Raw genomic sequence first — 14,665 nt, forward strand, 5'->3', positions numbered from 1 at the left:
ACGACACCGGCCGTCCGCGGGGTGGCGGGCCCCGCGGCCGCCGTCAGCTGCTGTGACCTGGGCCGGAGCGGGAGGAGTCGGGCGTGGGGCGGGCCTGCTCCATGGGTGCGAGGGCGCCCGGACCCCGGCTGCCGTCCGGCGCACCGTGCCGCCCCGCCCCCGCGGCGAACCGCGCCGCACCCTGGGCCGCCTCGGACAGCACCGACTGCCCGTAACGGAGTTCCGCGGCCATCGCCGACTCCTCGTCCCGGCCCTCCTGGTCCAGCAGGGAGGCCCGGTCGCTGCGCAGACACGCCTGCGGCAAGCGGGCGAGCTCCGCCGCCAGCAACTCCGCCTCCGCCCGCGCCGAACCGGCCGGCACCACCCGGTGGACCAGCCCGATGTCCAGCGCCTCCGCCGCCGGGACCGGTCGCCCCGTCAGCACCAGGTCCATCGCCCGGCTCGCGCCGATCAGCCGCGGCAGCCGCACCGTGCCGCCGTCGATCAGCGGTACGCCCCAGCGCCGGCAGAACACCCCGAACACCGCGTCCTCCTCCGCCACCCGGAGGTCGCACCAGAGCGCCAGTTCCAGCCCCCCGGCCACCGCATGCCCCGCGACCGCCGCGATCACCGGCTTGCCGAGCCGCATCCGGGTCGGGCCCATCGGCCCGTCGCCGTCCGGGGCCACGCGGTTGCCGCGCTCGGTGCCGATCGCCTTCAGATCGGCACCGGAGCAGAACGTCCCGCCCTCGCCCCACAACACCGCGACCCGGGCCTCGTCATCGGCATCGAACTCCCGGAAGGCGTCGGCGAGTTGTTGGGCGATCACACCGTCCACGGCATTGCGGGCGGCGGGCCGGGACAGCACCACCGTCGTCACCGGCCCGGCGCGCTCCACCCGTACGGCCATCAGGACGCGTTCCCGGCCGCGTCCGCCGCACCCGGCCGGGCCCGCTCCAGGACCGAGGTCAGATCCGCGCCGGGCGGCAGGGTGCCGAAGGCATGGCCCCACTCCCCGCCGAGCCGCGAGGCGCAGAACGCGTCGGCGACCGCCGGGTGGCTGTGCCGCACCAGCAGCGAACCCTGGAGCACCAGCGCCATCCGCTCCGCCAGCGACCGCGCCATCAGCTGCGCCCGCTCCGGATCGGCGAGCCCGCCGAGCATCTTGCGGACCCCGGCCACCGCCGCGTCCAGCCGCCGGTCGGCGCCCGCCGCGGTGTCCACCTCGGCGAGGAACGCGTCCAGCGCGGCCGGCTCCTTGCCCAGCGCGCGCAGCACATCGAGCGCGGCGACATTCCCCGAGCCCTCCCAGATGGACAGCAGCGGCGCCTCCCGATAGAGCCGCGGCATACCGGAATCCTCGACATAGCCGTTGCCGCCCAGGCACTCCAGCGCCTCCGCCGCATGGGTGCTGCCCCGCTTGCACACCCAGTACTTGCCGGCCGCCAGCGCCAGCCGCCGCAGCGCGCTCTCCCCGGCGTCCCCGGCCTGCGAGCGGTCCACCGCCGTCGCCAGCCGCATCCCCAGCAGGGTCGCCGCCTCCGACTCGACCGCCAGATCGGCCAGCACCGAACGCATCAGCGGCTGGCGGTCCAGCTCCCGCCCGAACGCCCGGCGGTGCGCGGTGTGGTGCAGCGCCTGCCGCAGCCCGGCCCGCATCCCGGCCGCCGACCCCAGCACACAGTCCAGCCGCGTCATGTTCACCATCTCGACGATGGTCCGCACCCCACGGCCCGGCTCGCCCACCGGCCAGGCCACCGCCTCGTCGTACTCGATCTCGGAGGAGGCGTTGGAGCGGTTGCCCAGCTTGTCCTTGAGCCGCATCAGCCGCATCCCGTTGAGCATGCCGTCCGGCAGCACCCGGGGCACCAGGAAGCAGCTCAGCCCCTCCTCGGTCTGCGCCAGCGCCAGGAAGACATCGCTCATCGGCGCCGAGGTGAACCACTTGTGGCCGGTGAGGCGGTAGGTGCCGTCGCCGGCCGGCACCGCGCGCGTGGTGTTGGCCCGTACGTCGGAGCCGCCCTGCTTCTCCGTCATCGACATCCCGGCGATCAGGCCCGACTTGGTCAGCGGCGCGCGCAGCCCGAAGTCGTAGCTGCGCGCGGCGAGCAGCGGCTCGTACTGCGCGGCCAGCTCCGGCGCGGACCGCAGCGCGGGCACGGCGGCGTACGTCATCGAGATCGGGCACCCGTGCCCCGCCTCGGCCTGCGACCAGACGTAGAACTTCGCGGCGCGCACCAGATGCGCCCCGGAGCGGCCGTCGGCCCAGGGCGCGGCGTGCAGCCCGTGCTCCACCGCGACGGTCATCAGCTGATGCCAGGCCGGATGGAAGGCGACCTCGTCGATCCGGTGCCCGAAGCGGTCGTGGGTGTGCAGCCGCGGCGGCTGCTCCTCCGCCCAGCGGGCCTGGTCCTGCACCGCAGCGGAACCGGCCAGGGCGCCGAGCTCGGTCACCTCCCGCACGCCCCACTCGGCGCCGTCCCGGCGCAGCGCCTCCAGCAGGGCAGGCTCGTCCGCCGTGCTGAACCCGGTCAGCGGCGGGGCCTGATTCACGACTTCATGGGTGACGGTCATACCGTTGACGTTACAGAAACCGAACAGTCGTGGGAAGACTGTAATGACGACCGGGGCCGCCCTCGCTAGAATTTCCGGCACATATGAACGACGACCGCATGCGCACGATCGACGACACCGGGGCCGCCGCGCTCGCGCTGCGCCCGCTCACCGCCCGCTCCATCGTGCTGAGCACCCTCCTCGGGCACCACCCGCCGCGGCTGCCCGCACGCGCCCTGGTGCGGGTCGGTGAACTCTTCGGCATCGCCGAGGGCACCGTCCGGGTCGCGCTCTCCCGGATGGTGGCCGCCGGTGACCTGCGGCAGACCGATGGCTCGTACGCCCTCACCACCCGGCTGCTGGCCCGCCAGACCCGGCAGGACGAGAGCCGCGCCCCGCGGACCGTCCCCTGGAACGGCGGCTGGGAGATCGCCGTCGTCGCCACCCCGGAACGCCGCCCGGCGGCCGAGCGCACCGCGCTGCGCCAGGCCATGGCCGCGCTACGGCTGGCCGAGCTCCGCGAGGGCAGCTGGCTGCGCCCCGCCAACCTCGACCGGCCCCGCCCCGCCGTCGTCACCGACCAGTGCACCTGGTTCACCGGCACTCCGGACGACGACCCGGCCGCCCTCGCCGGCCGGCTGTGGGACCTGACCGGCTGGGCCGGGCGGGCCCGCGCCCTGTCGGCCGCACTGGACCGGGCCGGCACCCACGCCGACCGCTTCACGGTCGCGGCGGCCGCCCTCCGCCATCTCCTCGCCGACCCGCTGCTGCCCGCCGAACTCCTGCCGGAGAACTGGCCGGGCGAACAACTGCGCCGCGACTACGCCGAGTTCGAGACCGAGCTGCGCGATCTGCTACGGCAGTACCTGGCCGGTTAGGGCTCTCGTGCGGAGCCCCCTACGGGCTGCGGCGCCCGGGCACCGACAGGCCCCCGGCGCGCAGCCCGCGGCGGCGCTCAGCTGCCGGACAGCTTCTCGTCCAGCCAGTCGAAGACGACCTCGCAGTGCTGCTGCGGAGCCATCGGGGAGCAGTGCAGCTGTGCGCCGGTGGCGGCGGTGAGCTTCACATAGTCCTTGGGAGCCGTCAGCTTCTCGAACATCTGGCGCGGCTGCCCCGGATAGAACTGCTCGAACTCGTAGTCGAGCACCAGCGTGGGCATCTTGATGCGGCTCACGACGTCCGTGATGTCCAGCGACTTGATGAGGGTGGCCGGGGTGTAGAAGTCGGTGAACATCTTGCCCGCACGGGCCGCGAGCATCGCGGGCGCCGAGAAGGGCTCGAAGCGCTTCTTCAGCGTCGCGGCCTCGGCCGGTGACAGCCCCGGGACGGCCTCCTTGTTCCAGATGGCGTTGGTCTTCGCCTTGTTGCCCGGAATGAGGATCTCCCGGATCTCCGGCGGGAAGCCCAGCCAGGGGGAGAGCACACCGGGCATCGCCGCCAGAGCGGCGATCCGGTGCTCGAAGGCCGCCGCCCGGGGCGCCAGATCCCCGGCCATGCTCAGCCCGGTCAGGGCGATCTTGCCGGTGTCCACGTCCGGGCGGGCGGACAGCCAGTCGACGAGCGGGGTGACGACATTCTCCCAGCGCGGGGTGAAGACCACCTGGTCGACGAAGAGCAACTGGCCCTGGCCGGGCCCGTCGTAGACCAGGGCGTTCCAGCCGCGCTGAAGAGCGGCCGCCACGCCGTAGGTCCACATGTCGACGTTCTGCCCGTCGCTGCCGTTCGTGAGGATCACGGTCGGGCGCCGCTCGCCGGAGCTGTCCGGCCGGAAGAACCACACCGGCAACGGGGTCTTCCCGTACGGGACGCGCGCCGTCACCGGAACCGGGTCACACCGCTCGCAGAACGCGTCCCAGGCGCCGCGTCCCGCCTTGTAGAGCGCCTCCTCGCTGCCGGGAGTGTTGGAGCCGAGGACAAAGAACAGCGCCTGTGCGTAGTACTGCGAGGCCCGCAGGGCACGGAAACGGGTGGTCTGGGTGTCGGGCTTTCCGCTGCTGGGCGGCTTCCGCAGCTGATCGCCGAGCGTCTTGAAGGTCTCGGTGTACGACTGCGCGGACAGCCCGGCCTTGTTGATCGTGTTCACGGCGGTGAGGACCTCGCCCACCTCGGCGGAGCCGTACCCGGATCCGCCGAGCGCGAGGAGCCCGTTGAAGTTGAAGGCGGGATCCTTGAAGAGCGTCATCACGCCGGGCGTCGGATCGCTCGCCGAGGCGTAGGCCCGGGCCGTGCGACGGGGCGTGGGCGCCGTCGCGGGCGACGCGCTGCACCCGGCGGCCAGGAGGACCCCGGCGCCGCCGACGAGCCCGGTCAGCGTGGTGCGGCGGGTGGGGCCGGAAGCGCGATCAGCCGATGCGTTCGTCATGCCGCCCGAACGTACGAGCCGCGCCCCCCGGCCCCCCTCTGCGACACCCGCCCTTCCCCCGAACGCCACGCCCCGCGGCCCCGGTTGTCACCACCGGGCCGGGGCGCACCGGCCCCCGCCCGGCCCTGGAGCCCCGTCACGTACGATCATCGGCCCGACCGGCCTGAGTTGGCGCCCAGCGGGACGCACGCCATCGGCAGCGGAGTGTGGGCGGCCCTCAGCCCCGCTCCGTCCCTCCGGACCGCCCACCTTGGAGACCCACTCATGACCACTCCGCCGCCCCACGGGCAGCCGTATGGCCCTGCCCCGACGTACCCGGCGGGGCCTGTGGGGCAGCCTGCGGGGTACCCGGCGGGGCAGCCGCAGGCTTACGGGCAGCCCGGCCAGGCGCCGGTGGCGGGGTACCTGGCGGGCTACCCGGCGGGGCAGCCGCAGGGTTACGCCCAGCCCGGTCAGGCCCCGGCGCCCGGCTACCCGGCGGGGCAGCCCCAGACCTACGCCCAGCCCGGCCAGGCCCCGGCGCCCGGCTACCCGGTAGGTCAGCCCCACGCCTACGCGCATCCCGGCCACGGACCGATGCCCGGATACCCGGCGCCCCCGGCCCCCACGCAGTGCCGGGGCTGCGGGTCAGCGGCCGCCGTGAATTTCGCCGTCCGTGCCCATCAGGGCCTGCTCATCATGATGCGATTCCAGAAGCTGGACGGCCCGTTCTGCCGGAGCTGCGGCCGCTCGGTGGTGCGGCAGATGACGACCAGGACCCTCTGCCTGGGCTGGTGGAGCCCGATCTCCCTCGTGGCGTTCACGCCGTTCACCCTGATCTGGAACCTGGTGGCGCACCTGAAGTTCAGCAAGCTGCCCCCGTCCACGCCCGCCCCGGGCCGCCGGCCGATGGACGAGGGCGTGCCCGTGCTGCGGCGGCCGCCGGCCTATGTGGCGCTCATTCCGCTGGCGTGGGCGGTGTGGGTCGCCACCGGGGTGATCACCCACTCCGGCTGACCCGCCCGGCGCGTTCTGTGGTCACCGCTCCTGGCCGCCCGGCGGCGGGCCGGTGCCTCGTGGCCGGGATCGGCGACTATCTGCGCATACCTCAGAAAGAGCCCACCGGCGCGCATAGCGGGCGTAAAGCCCCGAACGGGCACAGCGGAGAGGCCGGGAATCCCGTTATGCCGGGCCTGAGCAAGATCCACCCGGGGCTGGCCGGGGCGTTCGAACGGCGGTTTGTATCCTCGGCAGGCAGTACCGAAGCCCCGGGCGCCGTCCCCGCGGCGCCACCGGCCTGAGAGGAAACACCATGACCACCGAGCTGAGCGCCGACGCCCCGAGCGGGCTCCTTGAGCAGGCCCGCAAGGACTATCAGGATCTCGCGGGGCGCGGGCTCTCGCTGAACCTCACCCGGGGCAAGCCGGCGCCCGAGCAGCTCGACCTTTCCGAGGATCTGCTGAGCCTGCCGGCCGGGCGGCACACCGCCGCCGACGGCACGGACGTGCGCAACTACGGCGGTCTTCAGGGGCTGCCGGAGATCCGGGAGATCTTCGCCGAGGTGCTCCAGGTCCCGGTCGGGCAGCTTCTCGCGGCGGGCAACTCCAGCCTTGAGCTGATGCACGACTGCCTGGTGCACGCCCTGCTGAGCGTGCTGCCGGGCGCCGAGTCGCGCTGGGTGGACCAGGAGCGGATCGCGTTCCTGTGCCCCGTCCCGGGCTACGACCGGCACTTCGCGCTCTGTGAGCGGTTCGGGATCGAGATGATCCCGGTGCCGATGACGGCCGAGGGGCCGGACATGGCGGTCGTGGAGCGGCTGGTCGCCGAGGACCCGGCCGTCAAGGGCATCTGGTGCGTCCCGAAGTACAGCAACCCGGACGGGGTCTGCTACAGCGACGCGACGGTGGCGCGACTGGCCGCGATGAGCACGGCCGCGCCCGATTTCCGGATCTTCTGGGACAACGCGTACGCCGCCCACCACCTCACCGACGAGCCGGCCGAGATAGCCGACCTGCTCGCCGCCTGCGCGGAGGCCGGGAACCCGGACCGCGCGTTCGTCTTCGGCTCCACCTCGAAGATCACCGCGGCGGGTGCCGGAGTCGCCTTCTTCGGCTCCTCGCCCGCGAATGTGCAGTGGCTGCTGGGCAACAACGCCAAGCGGTCGATCGGCCCGGACAAGGTCAACCAGCTGCGGCACGCGATGTTCCTGCGGGACGCCGACGGGGTGCGGGCCCACATGGAGCGCCAGCGCGCCCTGCTCCAGCCGAAGTTCGAGATGGTGGCCCGGATCCTGGAGACGGAGCTCGGCGGCACCGGCCTCGCCCGGTGGACCGACCCCAAGGGCGGCTACTTCGTCACCCTCGAAGTGCCGGACGGCTGCGCCAAGGAGGTCGTACGCCGGGCCGCCGAGGCGGGCATCGTGCTGACCCCGGCCGGCGCCACCCACCCGTACGGCGACGACCCGCGCGACACCACCATACGGATCGCGCCCAGCTACCCGGGCCTCGCGGAGCTGGAGCAGGCCATCGAGGGCCTCGCCGTCTGCGTCCGGCTCGTGGGCTACGAGCAGCAGGCCGCCTAGGAAATCTCCGCCGGCCGATGCGGCTCAGACCGCGTCGGCCGGCGCCTTCCGCCGCCGCAGCTCGGCCGGAAGCCGCAGACCGCCTTGAGCCGGTCCTGCGGCGCTGTTGCCGCAGTGCTCCCGTCTGCGGACGTCGCAGGGGGGAGCGACCCGCGTGCCGTGCTCACCGAGGCAGCACGCACACCGGTACCGGAGCCGTGAACGGCGCACCCGCGCGCCGCAGCTCCCCGGTCCCGGCGTCTACCGAGAACACCGTCACTGACCCCGACTTCTGGTTCGCCGCGAACAGCAAGCGCTGATCCGGCGAGAAGGCGATGTGCCGGGGGAAGTCCCCGCCCACGGGCACGGTGTCCAGCAGCCGCAGCCGGGCCCCCGCCGCCTCCACGGCATAGCGGGTCAGGCTGTTGTGGCCGCGATTGGCGAGATAGGCGAAGTCGCCGCGCTGGGGGACCAGGAGCTGTGCCGGATAGCTGGTGCCCGGACCGGTGCCGGTGGACTGCGGCGCTCCGGGGGTGAGCCGTCCGCTGCGGCGGTCGTAGCGGCAGACCACGACCGTGTTGTCGACCTCGTTCGCCAGGTACGCGAAGCCGCCGGAGGGATGGAAGGTCAGGTGCCGGGGGCCGGCCCCGGGCCGCAGCGACGCGGACGACACCTGGGTCAGCTTTCCGGCCGTGGTGTCGAGCCGGTAGGTGTAGACGGTGTCGTTGCCGAGGTCCACCGCGAGCACATGGCGGCCGTCCGGGGCGGTGAGGATCTGGTGGGCGTGCGGCCCGTCCTGGCCGGGGCCGGGCGGCGGGCTGGAGTGGGTGACCAGATCGGTGCGCTCGCCCAGGGCGCCGGTGGCCAGGTCGACGGGATGCACGGCAACGCTGCCGGAGAGGTAGTTGGCGCTGAGCAGCCAGCGCCCGCCGGGATGCACCGACAGATGGCAGGGGCCCGCGCCGCCGGTGGACCGGGTGCCCAGTACCGCGGGCGGGCCGTCCGGCCGCAGGGCCATGGCGGTCACCCCGCCCTGCTCCCGCTCATTGACCGCGTAGAGCGTCCGGCCGGACGGCGCCAGGGCGAGGTATGAGGGATCGGCGACCCCCGCCACCACCCCGCCGGCGGTGATCTGCCCGGTCACGGTGTCGTACGTCCCGAACCCGACGCCGGTGCCGCCGCCCGGGACCGAGGTGTAGGTCCCGAGGAAGAGCGGACGGATGCGCGGCGGGCGGGGTTCCGGGCGGTGGGTGGCCCGGGCCGGTCCGGGGTCCCGGATCGACAGCAGCCCCGTCCCGGCCGCCGCGGTGAGCCCCGCGACGGTGCCGAGGAACCGCCGCCGTCCGGTCCCGGTACCGGTCCCGGCCGGTGTTCCGGTGTCTTCTGCTTCCATGCCACACCTCGTGCTCGCGGTCGGTGGTCCGTGATCGGGTGGTTGTCAACAGGGTGTCCCGTCCCGGCCCGCTCGGGCAAGCAGACCCCCCGCGGGGCGCGGCGCGCCGGGCCCCGCGGGTCTCCCTTAGGTGGGATGACCCTGACGGACCCGTACATCCTCAAGATGACCATGGTCCTCATCCGTAGCACTCGAGTCGTACGGCACAACCCATACGCGGGCGGATTCGCCGGACCCTCCACCGGCCATAGGTTGTTGATCAAGGCACGGAGATGAGTCGAGAGGGCCACGGATCTATGTACGGCAAGGCATTCGCCCCTGAATATCAGGGCGAGTTGGGCGCGGCCCTGGGTGTGAACTCCTCCTACGAGGAGGTGTTGGCGACGGCGAGCCGGGCACAGGCCGACGCGGGCACACCACTGGAGCGGTCCCGGGCCGCGCTCGCGGTCGCCGAGGCCAACCGCCGGCTCGGCCGGGTGACCGAGGCGGGGGACGCCTGGCGGGAGAGCTACCGCAGCGCCCGCACCGCCGGCGAACCGGGCGCCATGGCCTGGGCGTTGTGGAGCGGCGGCACCCTGGCCCGCCAGTGCGGGAGGCTGTCGCTCGCCCGCCGGCTGCTCACTCACGCCGTCGCGCTGGCCGACGGCAGCGGCGACCGCCTCGCCCATGGCTACTCGCTCGCCGGCCTCGCCGAAACCGGCCGCATACAGGGCGACTACGCCGCGGTCGCCGAGCTCCATGAGCAACTGCTCGAACAGGGCCGGGCGCACGGCGAGGCCCGCCACATGGTCTGGGCGATGTCCGGCATAGCCCAGATGCACCGCAACACCGGCGGCTACGACAAGGCCCTGGAGCTGTTCGAGGAGTCCGCCCGGATCGCCGCCGACGCCGATGACGCCCGCGGCCGCGCCTGGTCGCTGCGTGGCGTCGCCGATGTCCTGTCCGTCCAGGGCGAGACGGACCGGGCGCTGGCGCTGCTGTCCGAGGCGGAGACCATCTGCCGCACGATGGACCTGGCGAGCGCGCTCGCGTACAACCACAAGATGCGCGCCAACGTCTTCTACCGGGCGGGCCGTTACGAGTTCGCGCGGGAGACCTACACCCTCTCGCTGGCGGAGTTCAGCGAGATGCAGGAGCCCCGCGGCGTGGCGCTCTCCCGGCTCGGCCTCGCCAAGTCCCGCGCCCGCCTCGGCCGCGACGAGCAGGAGACGCTTGCCGAACTCGCCGCGCTGGAAAAGGACTTCACACGCATCGGACTGCGCCATGCCCGCGATATGGTCATCGCCTTCCGCGCAGAGCTGACCGGGCCAGAGGCGGCAGAAATTCCCGCTCCTCGGTGCGATGCCACCACGCCCCGGTATCCCGCAGTTCCCGCCAGGTCGTGAAGCGGTAGCGGAAGACCCGGGCCCGGATCCGGGCCGGCGGCAGATCGGGGAACGGATTGCCGCGCAGCAGCCGCAGCGTATCCCGGTCGTTCTCCAGCAGCCGGGCCACGAACGGCACGAACCACGCCTGTGCGTAGGCCGGTGACAGCGCGGCGAACCACATCAGCCAGTCCAGCCGCAGGTGATACGGCGCGAACTGCCGCGGCAGCCGGCGCACCGCACCCGGCTTGCCGTGGAACTCGTACGCGAGCCAGGTGGTGTCCGGCCCGGTCACCGCGTCCGCCGTCCCCTCGACCACGATCTCCCGGCGGACCCGGGTGATACTGCCGAACGCCCCGTACGAGTTGACCAGATGCAGCGACTCGTAGGACGTGTTCATCAGCTGCTGCCGGGCCAGCAGATTGCGGGCCGGGCGGTAGCTGAGCGCGAGGACCCCGGCGGTGGCGAGGAGGACCAGGACCTCGAACCAGACGGGCGGCGCCGGCAGCGGCGCGGCGGGCTGCGCCCACAGCGGGGCGGCCGCCGACAGGGCGAGCACGATGGTCACCCAGTTCAGCCAGGCGAAGTTGCCGGACAGCACCAGCCACAGCTGGGTGACCACCATCACGAGCGCCGCCCATCCGACGATCGGCTGCGGGGTGAACAGCAGGACCGGCACGGCGAGTTGGGCGACATGGTTGGCGGCCACCTCGACTCGGTGCAGGGGCTTGGGCAGATGGTGGAAGAACCAGCTCAGCGGCCCCGGCATCGGCTGGGTCTCATGGTGGTAGTAGAGGCAGGTCAGATCCCGCCAGCAGGTGTCACCGCGCATCTTGATCAGCCCGGCCCCGAACTCCACCCGGAACAGCAGCCATCGCAGCAGCCACATGACCGTCACCGGGGGAGCGGTTGCGGCGTTGCCGAGGAACACCGCCAGCGAGCCCGCCTCCAGCAGCAGCGACTCCCAGCCGAAGGCGTACCAGGTCTGCCCGACGTTCACGATGGACAGATACATCGCCCACAGCGCGGCCCACATCAGCATCGACGCCCACAGCGGCACGGCGTCCGCGGCCCCCGCCGCCACCGCCGCGGCGAGCAGCACCCCGCTCCACGACCACAGGGCGAAGAAGCGGTCCGAGTAGTGCCAGTGGAAGACCGAGGGCGCCGCACGGAACGGCACCATGTCCACGTAGGCGGGCACCGGCAGCATGCCGCGCGCGCCGATCAGTGCCCGGAACTGCCGCACCGCCGCGAGGAACGCGACCACATAGAGAACGGCCAGCGTGCGCTGGAAGACCAGCCGCCCGAGCCAGTAACCGGAATCGGAGAACCATGCCACCCGCCCATGGGTAGCACCGCGACCGCGCGCTCTGCGACATGGCGCGCGGCCTCGGTGGCTGGATCCTTCGCTCCTTCCCCAGCGTTGAGGAGCGAGGCGAATGCAGCAACCGCAGGGCCATTGGAGTGAGTGATGTGCATCACAAAACTCACCCTTTTCCCCTGTCATTGAGGGGGGCGTTATTCGCGCTTTCCGAGGACTTGACTTTCGCAACGGAAAACGTCGAGCGCGCCGCGTGCGGCGTCGTTACTCTGAGGGGCGACGGACGACCTTTCTGGGAGACGCCAACACCATTGGCCCGTCGCGGGAACGCCACAAACCTTGGCTGACCTCCCGGTTTGTGAAAGAGGCGCCACCGCGTCGGAACCAATACCTCGATGAAGGAGTGCGTGGTGGCTTTGCACAAGGCTCAACACAAGCAGCCCCGTTTGAAGCAGGGCGAGCGGCCCGGCCGGATCAAGGAAGTCCGCAATCTGGAAGCCTGGGACCGCTGTGCCCCGGTGCGCCTGGCCGGCTGTGACGACGATCCCGCCGAGCCGAATATCTTCCGCGGCATCGACTGATCGGCTGATCTCAGGTGTGGCGCCGGCCCTGACCCGTGGGCCTCCTCCTCCCGGGTCATGGCCGGCGCCCGAGCAGGCACAGCAGCCGGGTGAGCGCGTCGGCGTCCGGTGGCGGCTCGACCGCGGCGGCGAACAGCCCGGAAGCGGAGAGCCCGCGGGCATACGGCTCCACCTCGCGCATCGCCGCCGACGCCAAGCGGTCGGGCAGCCGCTCCTCGGCGCCTACCAGTGCGCGCACCGACCAGTCCGTGCACGGCGTGGGCCCGTCCCATTGGTCGTCGCGGACGGCCTGCACCCGGGTCCCGAAGAGCGCGAGAGCCTCGCCATGGCTTCGCAGGATCTCGTCGTCGTCCATGCTCCCCGAGCATAGGAGCGGGCACCGACAACGGCGCCCCGACGCGGGGCCGGACACCTCAGGGCCCGCGGTGACCCGAACGGCCCAACGGGGGCGGTCGATTTCCCGCCCCGGCCGCGGTTCAGTCGGGGTAGAGCCGGCCCCGCGGCACGATCTGCCGGTCCTGGCTCGGGCTGGACCACAGCAGCTTCATATGGGCCTCGCCGGTCTGCTCCGTGTAGTCGATCCGGATACGGTGCCGGTGACCGGCCTTCAGGGTGACCGTCCCCTCGTCGACCTTCGGGCCGTGCGGGGTGGTGCTGTCGATCACCGGCTTGCCGTCGATCCACAGCCGCACGGTGTCGTCCGAGACCGTGGTGAAGGTGTACGTCTCGTCGTAGCGCGGCTCGATGCTGCCGGTCCAGCGGGTGCTGAAGTGATCGGCGGGGATCTCCGGGGCCGGTGAGCCGTCGAAGCGGTAGGACTTGTTCACCGTCGGGTCGACGGCGGTCGCCGCGGGCGGGCCGGAGAAGGAGTCATTGGCCCAGCTCTGTGCCGTCAGCCCGGTGCCCTTACCGGCGGGCGCCGCGGCCGGCGGCCGGAGGGTGAGCCGGATGACGCTTGCCCGCGGATCGGTGGCAGCGCCGGACGGAGTGAGGTCGAAGCCGTCCCCGGAGCGGGTGATCTTCACCTGCTGGGAACTGCCCAGCACCCGGGCGGCGGTGAGGTCGAACGGCGCCCTGGCCGTGAGGTGGAGGGGAGTGCCGGCGGCCGGCCAGGAGGTGACGGCGGCATACAGCTCGTTGCCCCGGCGGGAGACCGCGCCCCAGGGCGGGTCCGCCACCAGCCCGGTGTACCCGGCCCCGTACACCGCGTCGCCCTGACCGTGCGCGGCCAGCCAGCGGCCGGTCTCGCGCAGCCGGTCGACGGACGGCTGCGGGATGCGCCCGAGCCGGTCCGGCCCTACGTTGAGCAGATAGTTGCCGCCGCGGCTCGCCACGTCCAGCAGATTGCGCAGCACGGTCTCCGACGACTTCCAGTGGGTGTCGTACTTGGCGAAGCCCCAGTGGTCGTTGAGCGTCATACAGCTCTCCCACAGCTGCCCGTCCACCGGTTCCGCCGGGATCTCCTGCTCCGGCGTGCCGAAGTCGCCGTCGACCACCTCACGCTTGCCGACGCGGTTGTTGACGATCAGACGCGGGTTCAGGGTGTGCAGATACGCCTGGAGGTCCGCACCGTCCCGGCGGGACCAGGGGTTGGTGGGGTTGTCCGTGTCCCACTCGCCGTCGAACCACAGCAGCGCCGGGTCATAGTTGTCGATCAGCTCCTTGAGCTGGGCGTACATCCGCTTCTTGTAGCGCGGGAAGGTGCCCGGACCGGCGAAGTCCGGGTCGTGCCAGTCCCAGATCGAGTAGTAGAAGCCGAGCTTGATCCCGGCGGCGTCGGCGGCCTTCTTCAGTTCGGCGAGGAGGTCGCGCCGCTTGTCGAAGGCGGAGTGGTCGCGCAGATTCCAGGTGTTCTGCCGCGTCGGCCACATCGCATAGCCGTCATGGTGTTTGGCGGTGATGACGACGTATCGCTGACCGGCGTCCTGGGCCGCCCGGACGATCGCGCGGGCGTCGAAGGCGGACGGATCGAAGGTGGCCGCCTGCCGCTCGTACTCCTCGTCCGGGATGCGGCACTCGCGCTTGATCCACTCCGCGTTGCGGCAGACCGTGCCGTCGGGCCGGGTGTACTCGCCCTCCAGATTCGAGTACGCGCCGAAGTGGATGAACATCCCGAAGCGGCTCTGCCGCCACCACGAGGTGCGCGCCGAGGTGAAGGGATCGTCGGTGGCGTGGTTGGTGCCGGGGCCGGCGGTGGGCCGGGGCGGGGGCTGCGCGGCGGCCCCGGGTCCGCCGGCGGTCAGCAGCAGGGCGCCCAGCGCCCCCGTCAGACCCAGCAGCCCGAACCGTCTTGTGCGGCTGTGCATCGCTCGCTCCTCGGGTCAGTTGGTCACGTACGTGCCTCCTGTGCCATCCCGCATGGTGCAGCTCCCGCACCCGGACCGGAAGACCCCGGGCGTCACAAACATCGGAGCATCTTGGGGAAAGAGGCGCAGAGTTGGGGGAGTTGGCCGCTGGTGAGCCGGGAGACCTCGGATCTAAGAGGGGTGCGGGGGAGTGGCCGAGAAGGGGGCGTCCGATGGCCGGAAGCGGTGCTGACGCATGGTCAGTGCCCTGGCGGGTAGCGCCCCTTG

Annotated in this window: 12 protein-coding genes; 5 read left to right on the forward strand and 7 right to left on the reverse strand. The window is 72.3% G+C overall.

Going from position 1 to position 14,665, the window contains the following annotated elements; genetic code table 11:
* Window positions 1-43: 43 nt before the first annotated feature.
* Both QT196_RS33910 and QT196_RS33915 read right to left on the reverse strand, forming a co-directional pair.
* The gene (locus QT196_RS33910) at window positions 44-889 is read right to left on the reverse strand and encodes a crotonase/enoyl-CoA hydratase family protein (protein WP_248001430.1); all 846 of its coding nucleotides are present in this window, start codon (window positions 887-889) and stop codon (window positions 44-46) included.
* The gene (locus QT196_RS33915) at window positions 889-2,553 is read right to left on the reverse strand and encodes an acyl-CoA dehydrogenase family protein (protein WP_168482502.1); all 1,665 of its coding nucleotides are present in this window, start codon (window positions 2,551-2,553) and stop codon (window positions 889-891) included. Before QT196_RS33915 ends, QT196_RS33910 begins: the two co-directional genes overlap by 1 nt.
* A gap of 83 nt (window positions 2,554-2,636) precedes the next feature.
* On the opposite strand from QT196_RS33915, the gene QT196_RS33920 reads away from it, so the two are divergent.
* Window positions 2,637-3,410 carry a PaaX family transcriptional regulator C-terminal domain-containing protein gene (locus tag QT196_RS33920; protein WP_168482503.1) on the forward strand — a complete coding sequence of 258 codons (774 nt, stop codon included), beginning with the start codon at window positions 2,637-2,639 and terminating at the stop codon, window positions 3,408-3,410.
* A 77-nt stretch (window positions 3,411-3,487) separates the two neighbouring features.
* On the opposite strand, the gene QT196_RS33925 is transcribed toward QT196_RS33920, so the two are convergent.
* Window positions 3,488-4,894, reverse strand: a complete 1,407-nt coding sequence (locus QT196_RS33925) for an alpha/beta hydrolase (RefSeq protein ID WP_290356285.1) — start codon at window positions 4,892-4,894, stop codon at window positions 3,488-3,490.
* 327 nt (window positions 4,895-5,221) lie between these two features.
* Between QT196_RS33925 and QT196_RS33930 the strand changes: the two genes are divergently transcribed.
* Together QT196_RS33930 and QT196_RS33935 are read left to right on the forward strand one after the other, a co-directional pair.
* Complete coding sequence (locus tag QT196_RS33930; RefSeq protein WP_290356286.1) at window positions 5,222-5,890, forward strand: hypothetical protein; 669 nt, start codon at window positions 5,222-5,224, stop codon at window positions 5,888-5,890.
* A 295-nt stretch (window positions 5,891-6,185) separates the two neighbouring features.
* Entirely contained in the window at window positions 6,186-7,454 is a 1,269-nt protein-coding gene (locus tag QT196_RS33935; RefSeq protein ID WP_290356287.1) for an aminotransferase class I/II-fold pyridoxal phosphate-dependent enzyme, read from the forward strand.
* A 163-nt stretch (window positions 7,455-7,617) separates the two neighbouring features.
* Here the strand turns inward: QT196_RS33935 and QT196_RS33940 are convergent, their stop codons facing one another.
* Window positions 7,618-8,826, reverse strand: a complete 1,209-nt coding sequence (locus QT196_RS33940; RefSeq protein WP_290356288.1) for a lactonase family protein — start codon at window positions 8,824-8,826, stop codon at window positions 7,618-7,620.
* 296 nt (window positions 8,827-9,122) lie between these two features.
* Here QT196_RS33940 and QT196_RS33945 point away from each other — a divergent pair, with 296 nt between their 5' ends.
* The gene (locus QT196_RS33945; protein ID WP_168484173.1) at window positions 9,123-10,211 is read left to right on the forward strand and encodes a tetratricopeptide repeat protein; all 1,089 of its coding nucleotides are present in this window, start codon (window positions 9,123-9,125) and stop codon (window positions 10,209-10,211) included.
* Here the strand turns inward: QT196_RS33945 and QT196_RS33950 are convergent.
* Window positions 10,105-11,529: a lipase maturation factor family protein gene (locus QT196_RS33950; RefSeq protein ID WP_290356289.1), complete on the reverse strand. Its 1,425-nt coding sequence runs from the start codon at window positions 11,527-11,529 to the stop codon at window positions 10,105-10,107. The genes QT196_RS33945 and QT196_RS33950 overlap by 107 nt on opposite strands.
* 392 nt (window positions 11,530-11,921) lie before the next feature.
* Between QT196_RS33950 and QT196_RS33955 the strand changes: the two genes are divergently transcribed.
* Complete coding sequence (locus tag QT196_RS33955; RefSeq protein ID WP_158713181.1) at window positions 11,922-12,092, forward strand: hypothetical protein; 171 nt, start codon at window positions 11,922-11,924, stop codon at window positions 12,090-12,092.
* A gap of 55 nt (window positions 12,093-12,147) precedes the next feature.
* On the opposite strand, the gene QT196_RS33960 is transcribed toward QT196_RS33955, so the two are convergent.
* Both QT196_RS33960 and QT196_RS33965 read right to left on the reverse strand, forming a co-directional pair.
* Window positions 12,148-12,447 carry a maleylpyruvate isomerase N-terminal domain-containing protein gene (locus QT196_RS33960; RefSeq protein ID WP_290356291.1) on the reverse strand — a complete coding sequence of 100 codons (300 nt, stop codon included), beginning with the start codon at window positions 12,445-12,447 and terminating at the stop codon, window positions 12,148-12,150.
* A gap of 121 nt (window positions 12,448-12,568) precedes the next feature.
* A complete protein-coding gene (locus QT196_RS33965) occupies window positions 12,569-14,398 on the reverse strand; it encodes an alpha-L-fucosidase (protein ID WP_290356292.1) in 1,830 nt (609 codons plus the stop codon).
* Window positions 14,399-14,665 lie beyond the last annotated feature (267 nt).

The sequence above is a fragment of the Streptomyces sp. P9-2B-2 genome (assembly GCF_030406865.1).
Lineage (GTDB): Bacteria > Actinomycetota > Actinomycetes > Streptomycetales > Streptomycetaceae > Streptomyces > Streptomyces platensis.

What these genes read in the sequence shown, in the direction of transcription:
- QT196_RS33910 (WP_248001430.1), bottom strand. Translation starts at nt 889, where the DNA reads ATGGCCGTACGGGTGGAGCGCGCCGGGCCGGTGACGACGGTGGTGCTG.
- QT196_RS33915 (WP_168482502.1), bottom strand. Translation starts at nt 2,553, where the DNA reads ATGACCGTCACCCATGAAGTCGTGAATCAGGCCCCGCCGCTGACCGGG.
- QT196_RS33920 (WP_168482503.1), top strand. Translation starts at nt 2,637, where the DNA reads ATGAACGACGACCGCATGCGCACGATCGACGACACCGGGGCCGCCGCG.
- QT196_RS33925 (WP_290356285.1), bottom strand. Translation starts at nt 4,894, where the DNA reads ATGACGAACGCATCGGCTGATCGCGCTTCCGGCCCCACCCGCCGCACC.
- QT196_RS33935 (WP_290356287.1), top strand. Translation starts at nt 6,186, where the DNA reads ATGACCACCGAGCTGAGCGCCGACGCCCCGAGCGGGCTCCTTGAGCAG.
- QT196_RS33940 (WP_290356288.1), bottom strand. Translation starts at nt 8,826, where the DNA reads ATGGAAGCAGAAGACACCGGAACACCGGCCGGGACCGGTACCGGGACC.
- QT196_RS33945 (WP_168484173.1), top strand. Translation starts at nt 9,123, where the DNA reads ATGTACGGCAAGGCATTCGCCCCTGAATATCAGGGCGAGTTGGGCGCG.
- QT196_RS33960 (WP_290356291.1), bottom strand. Translation starts at nt 12,447, where the DNA reads ATGGACGACGACGAGATCCTGCGAAGCCATGGCGAGGCTCTCGCGCTC.
- QT196_RS33965 (WP_290356292.1), bottom strand. Translation starts at nt 14,398, where the DNA reads ATGCACAGCCGCACAAGACGGTTCGGGCTGCTGGGTCTGACGGGGGCG.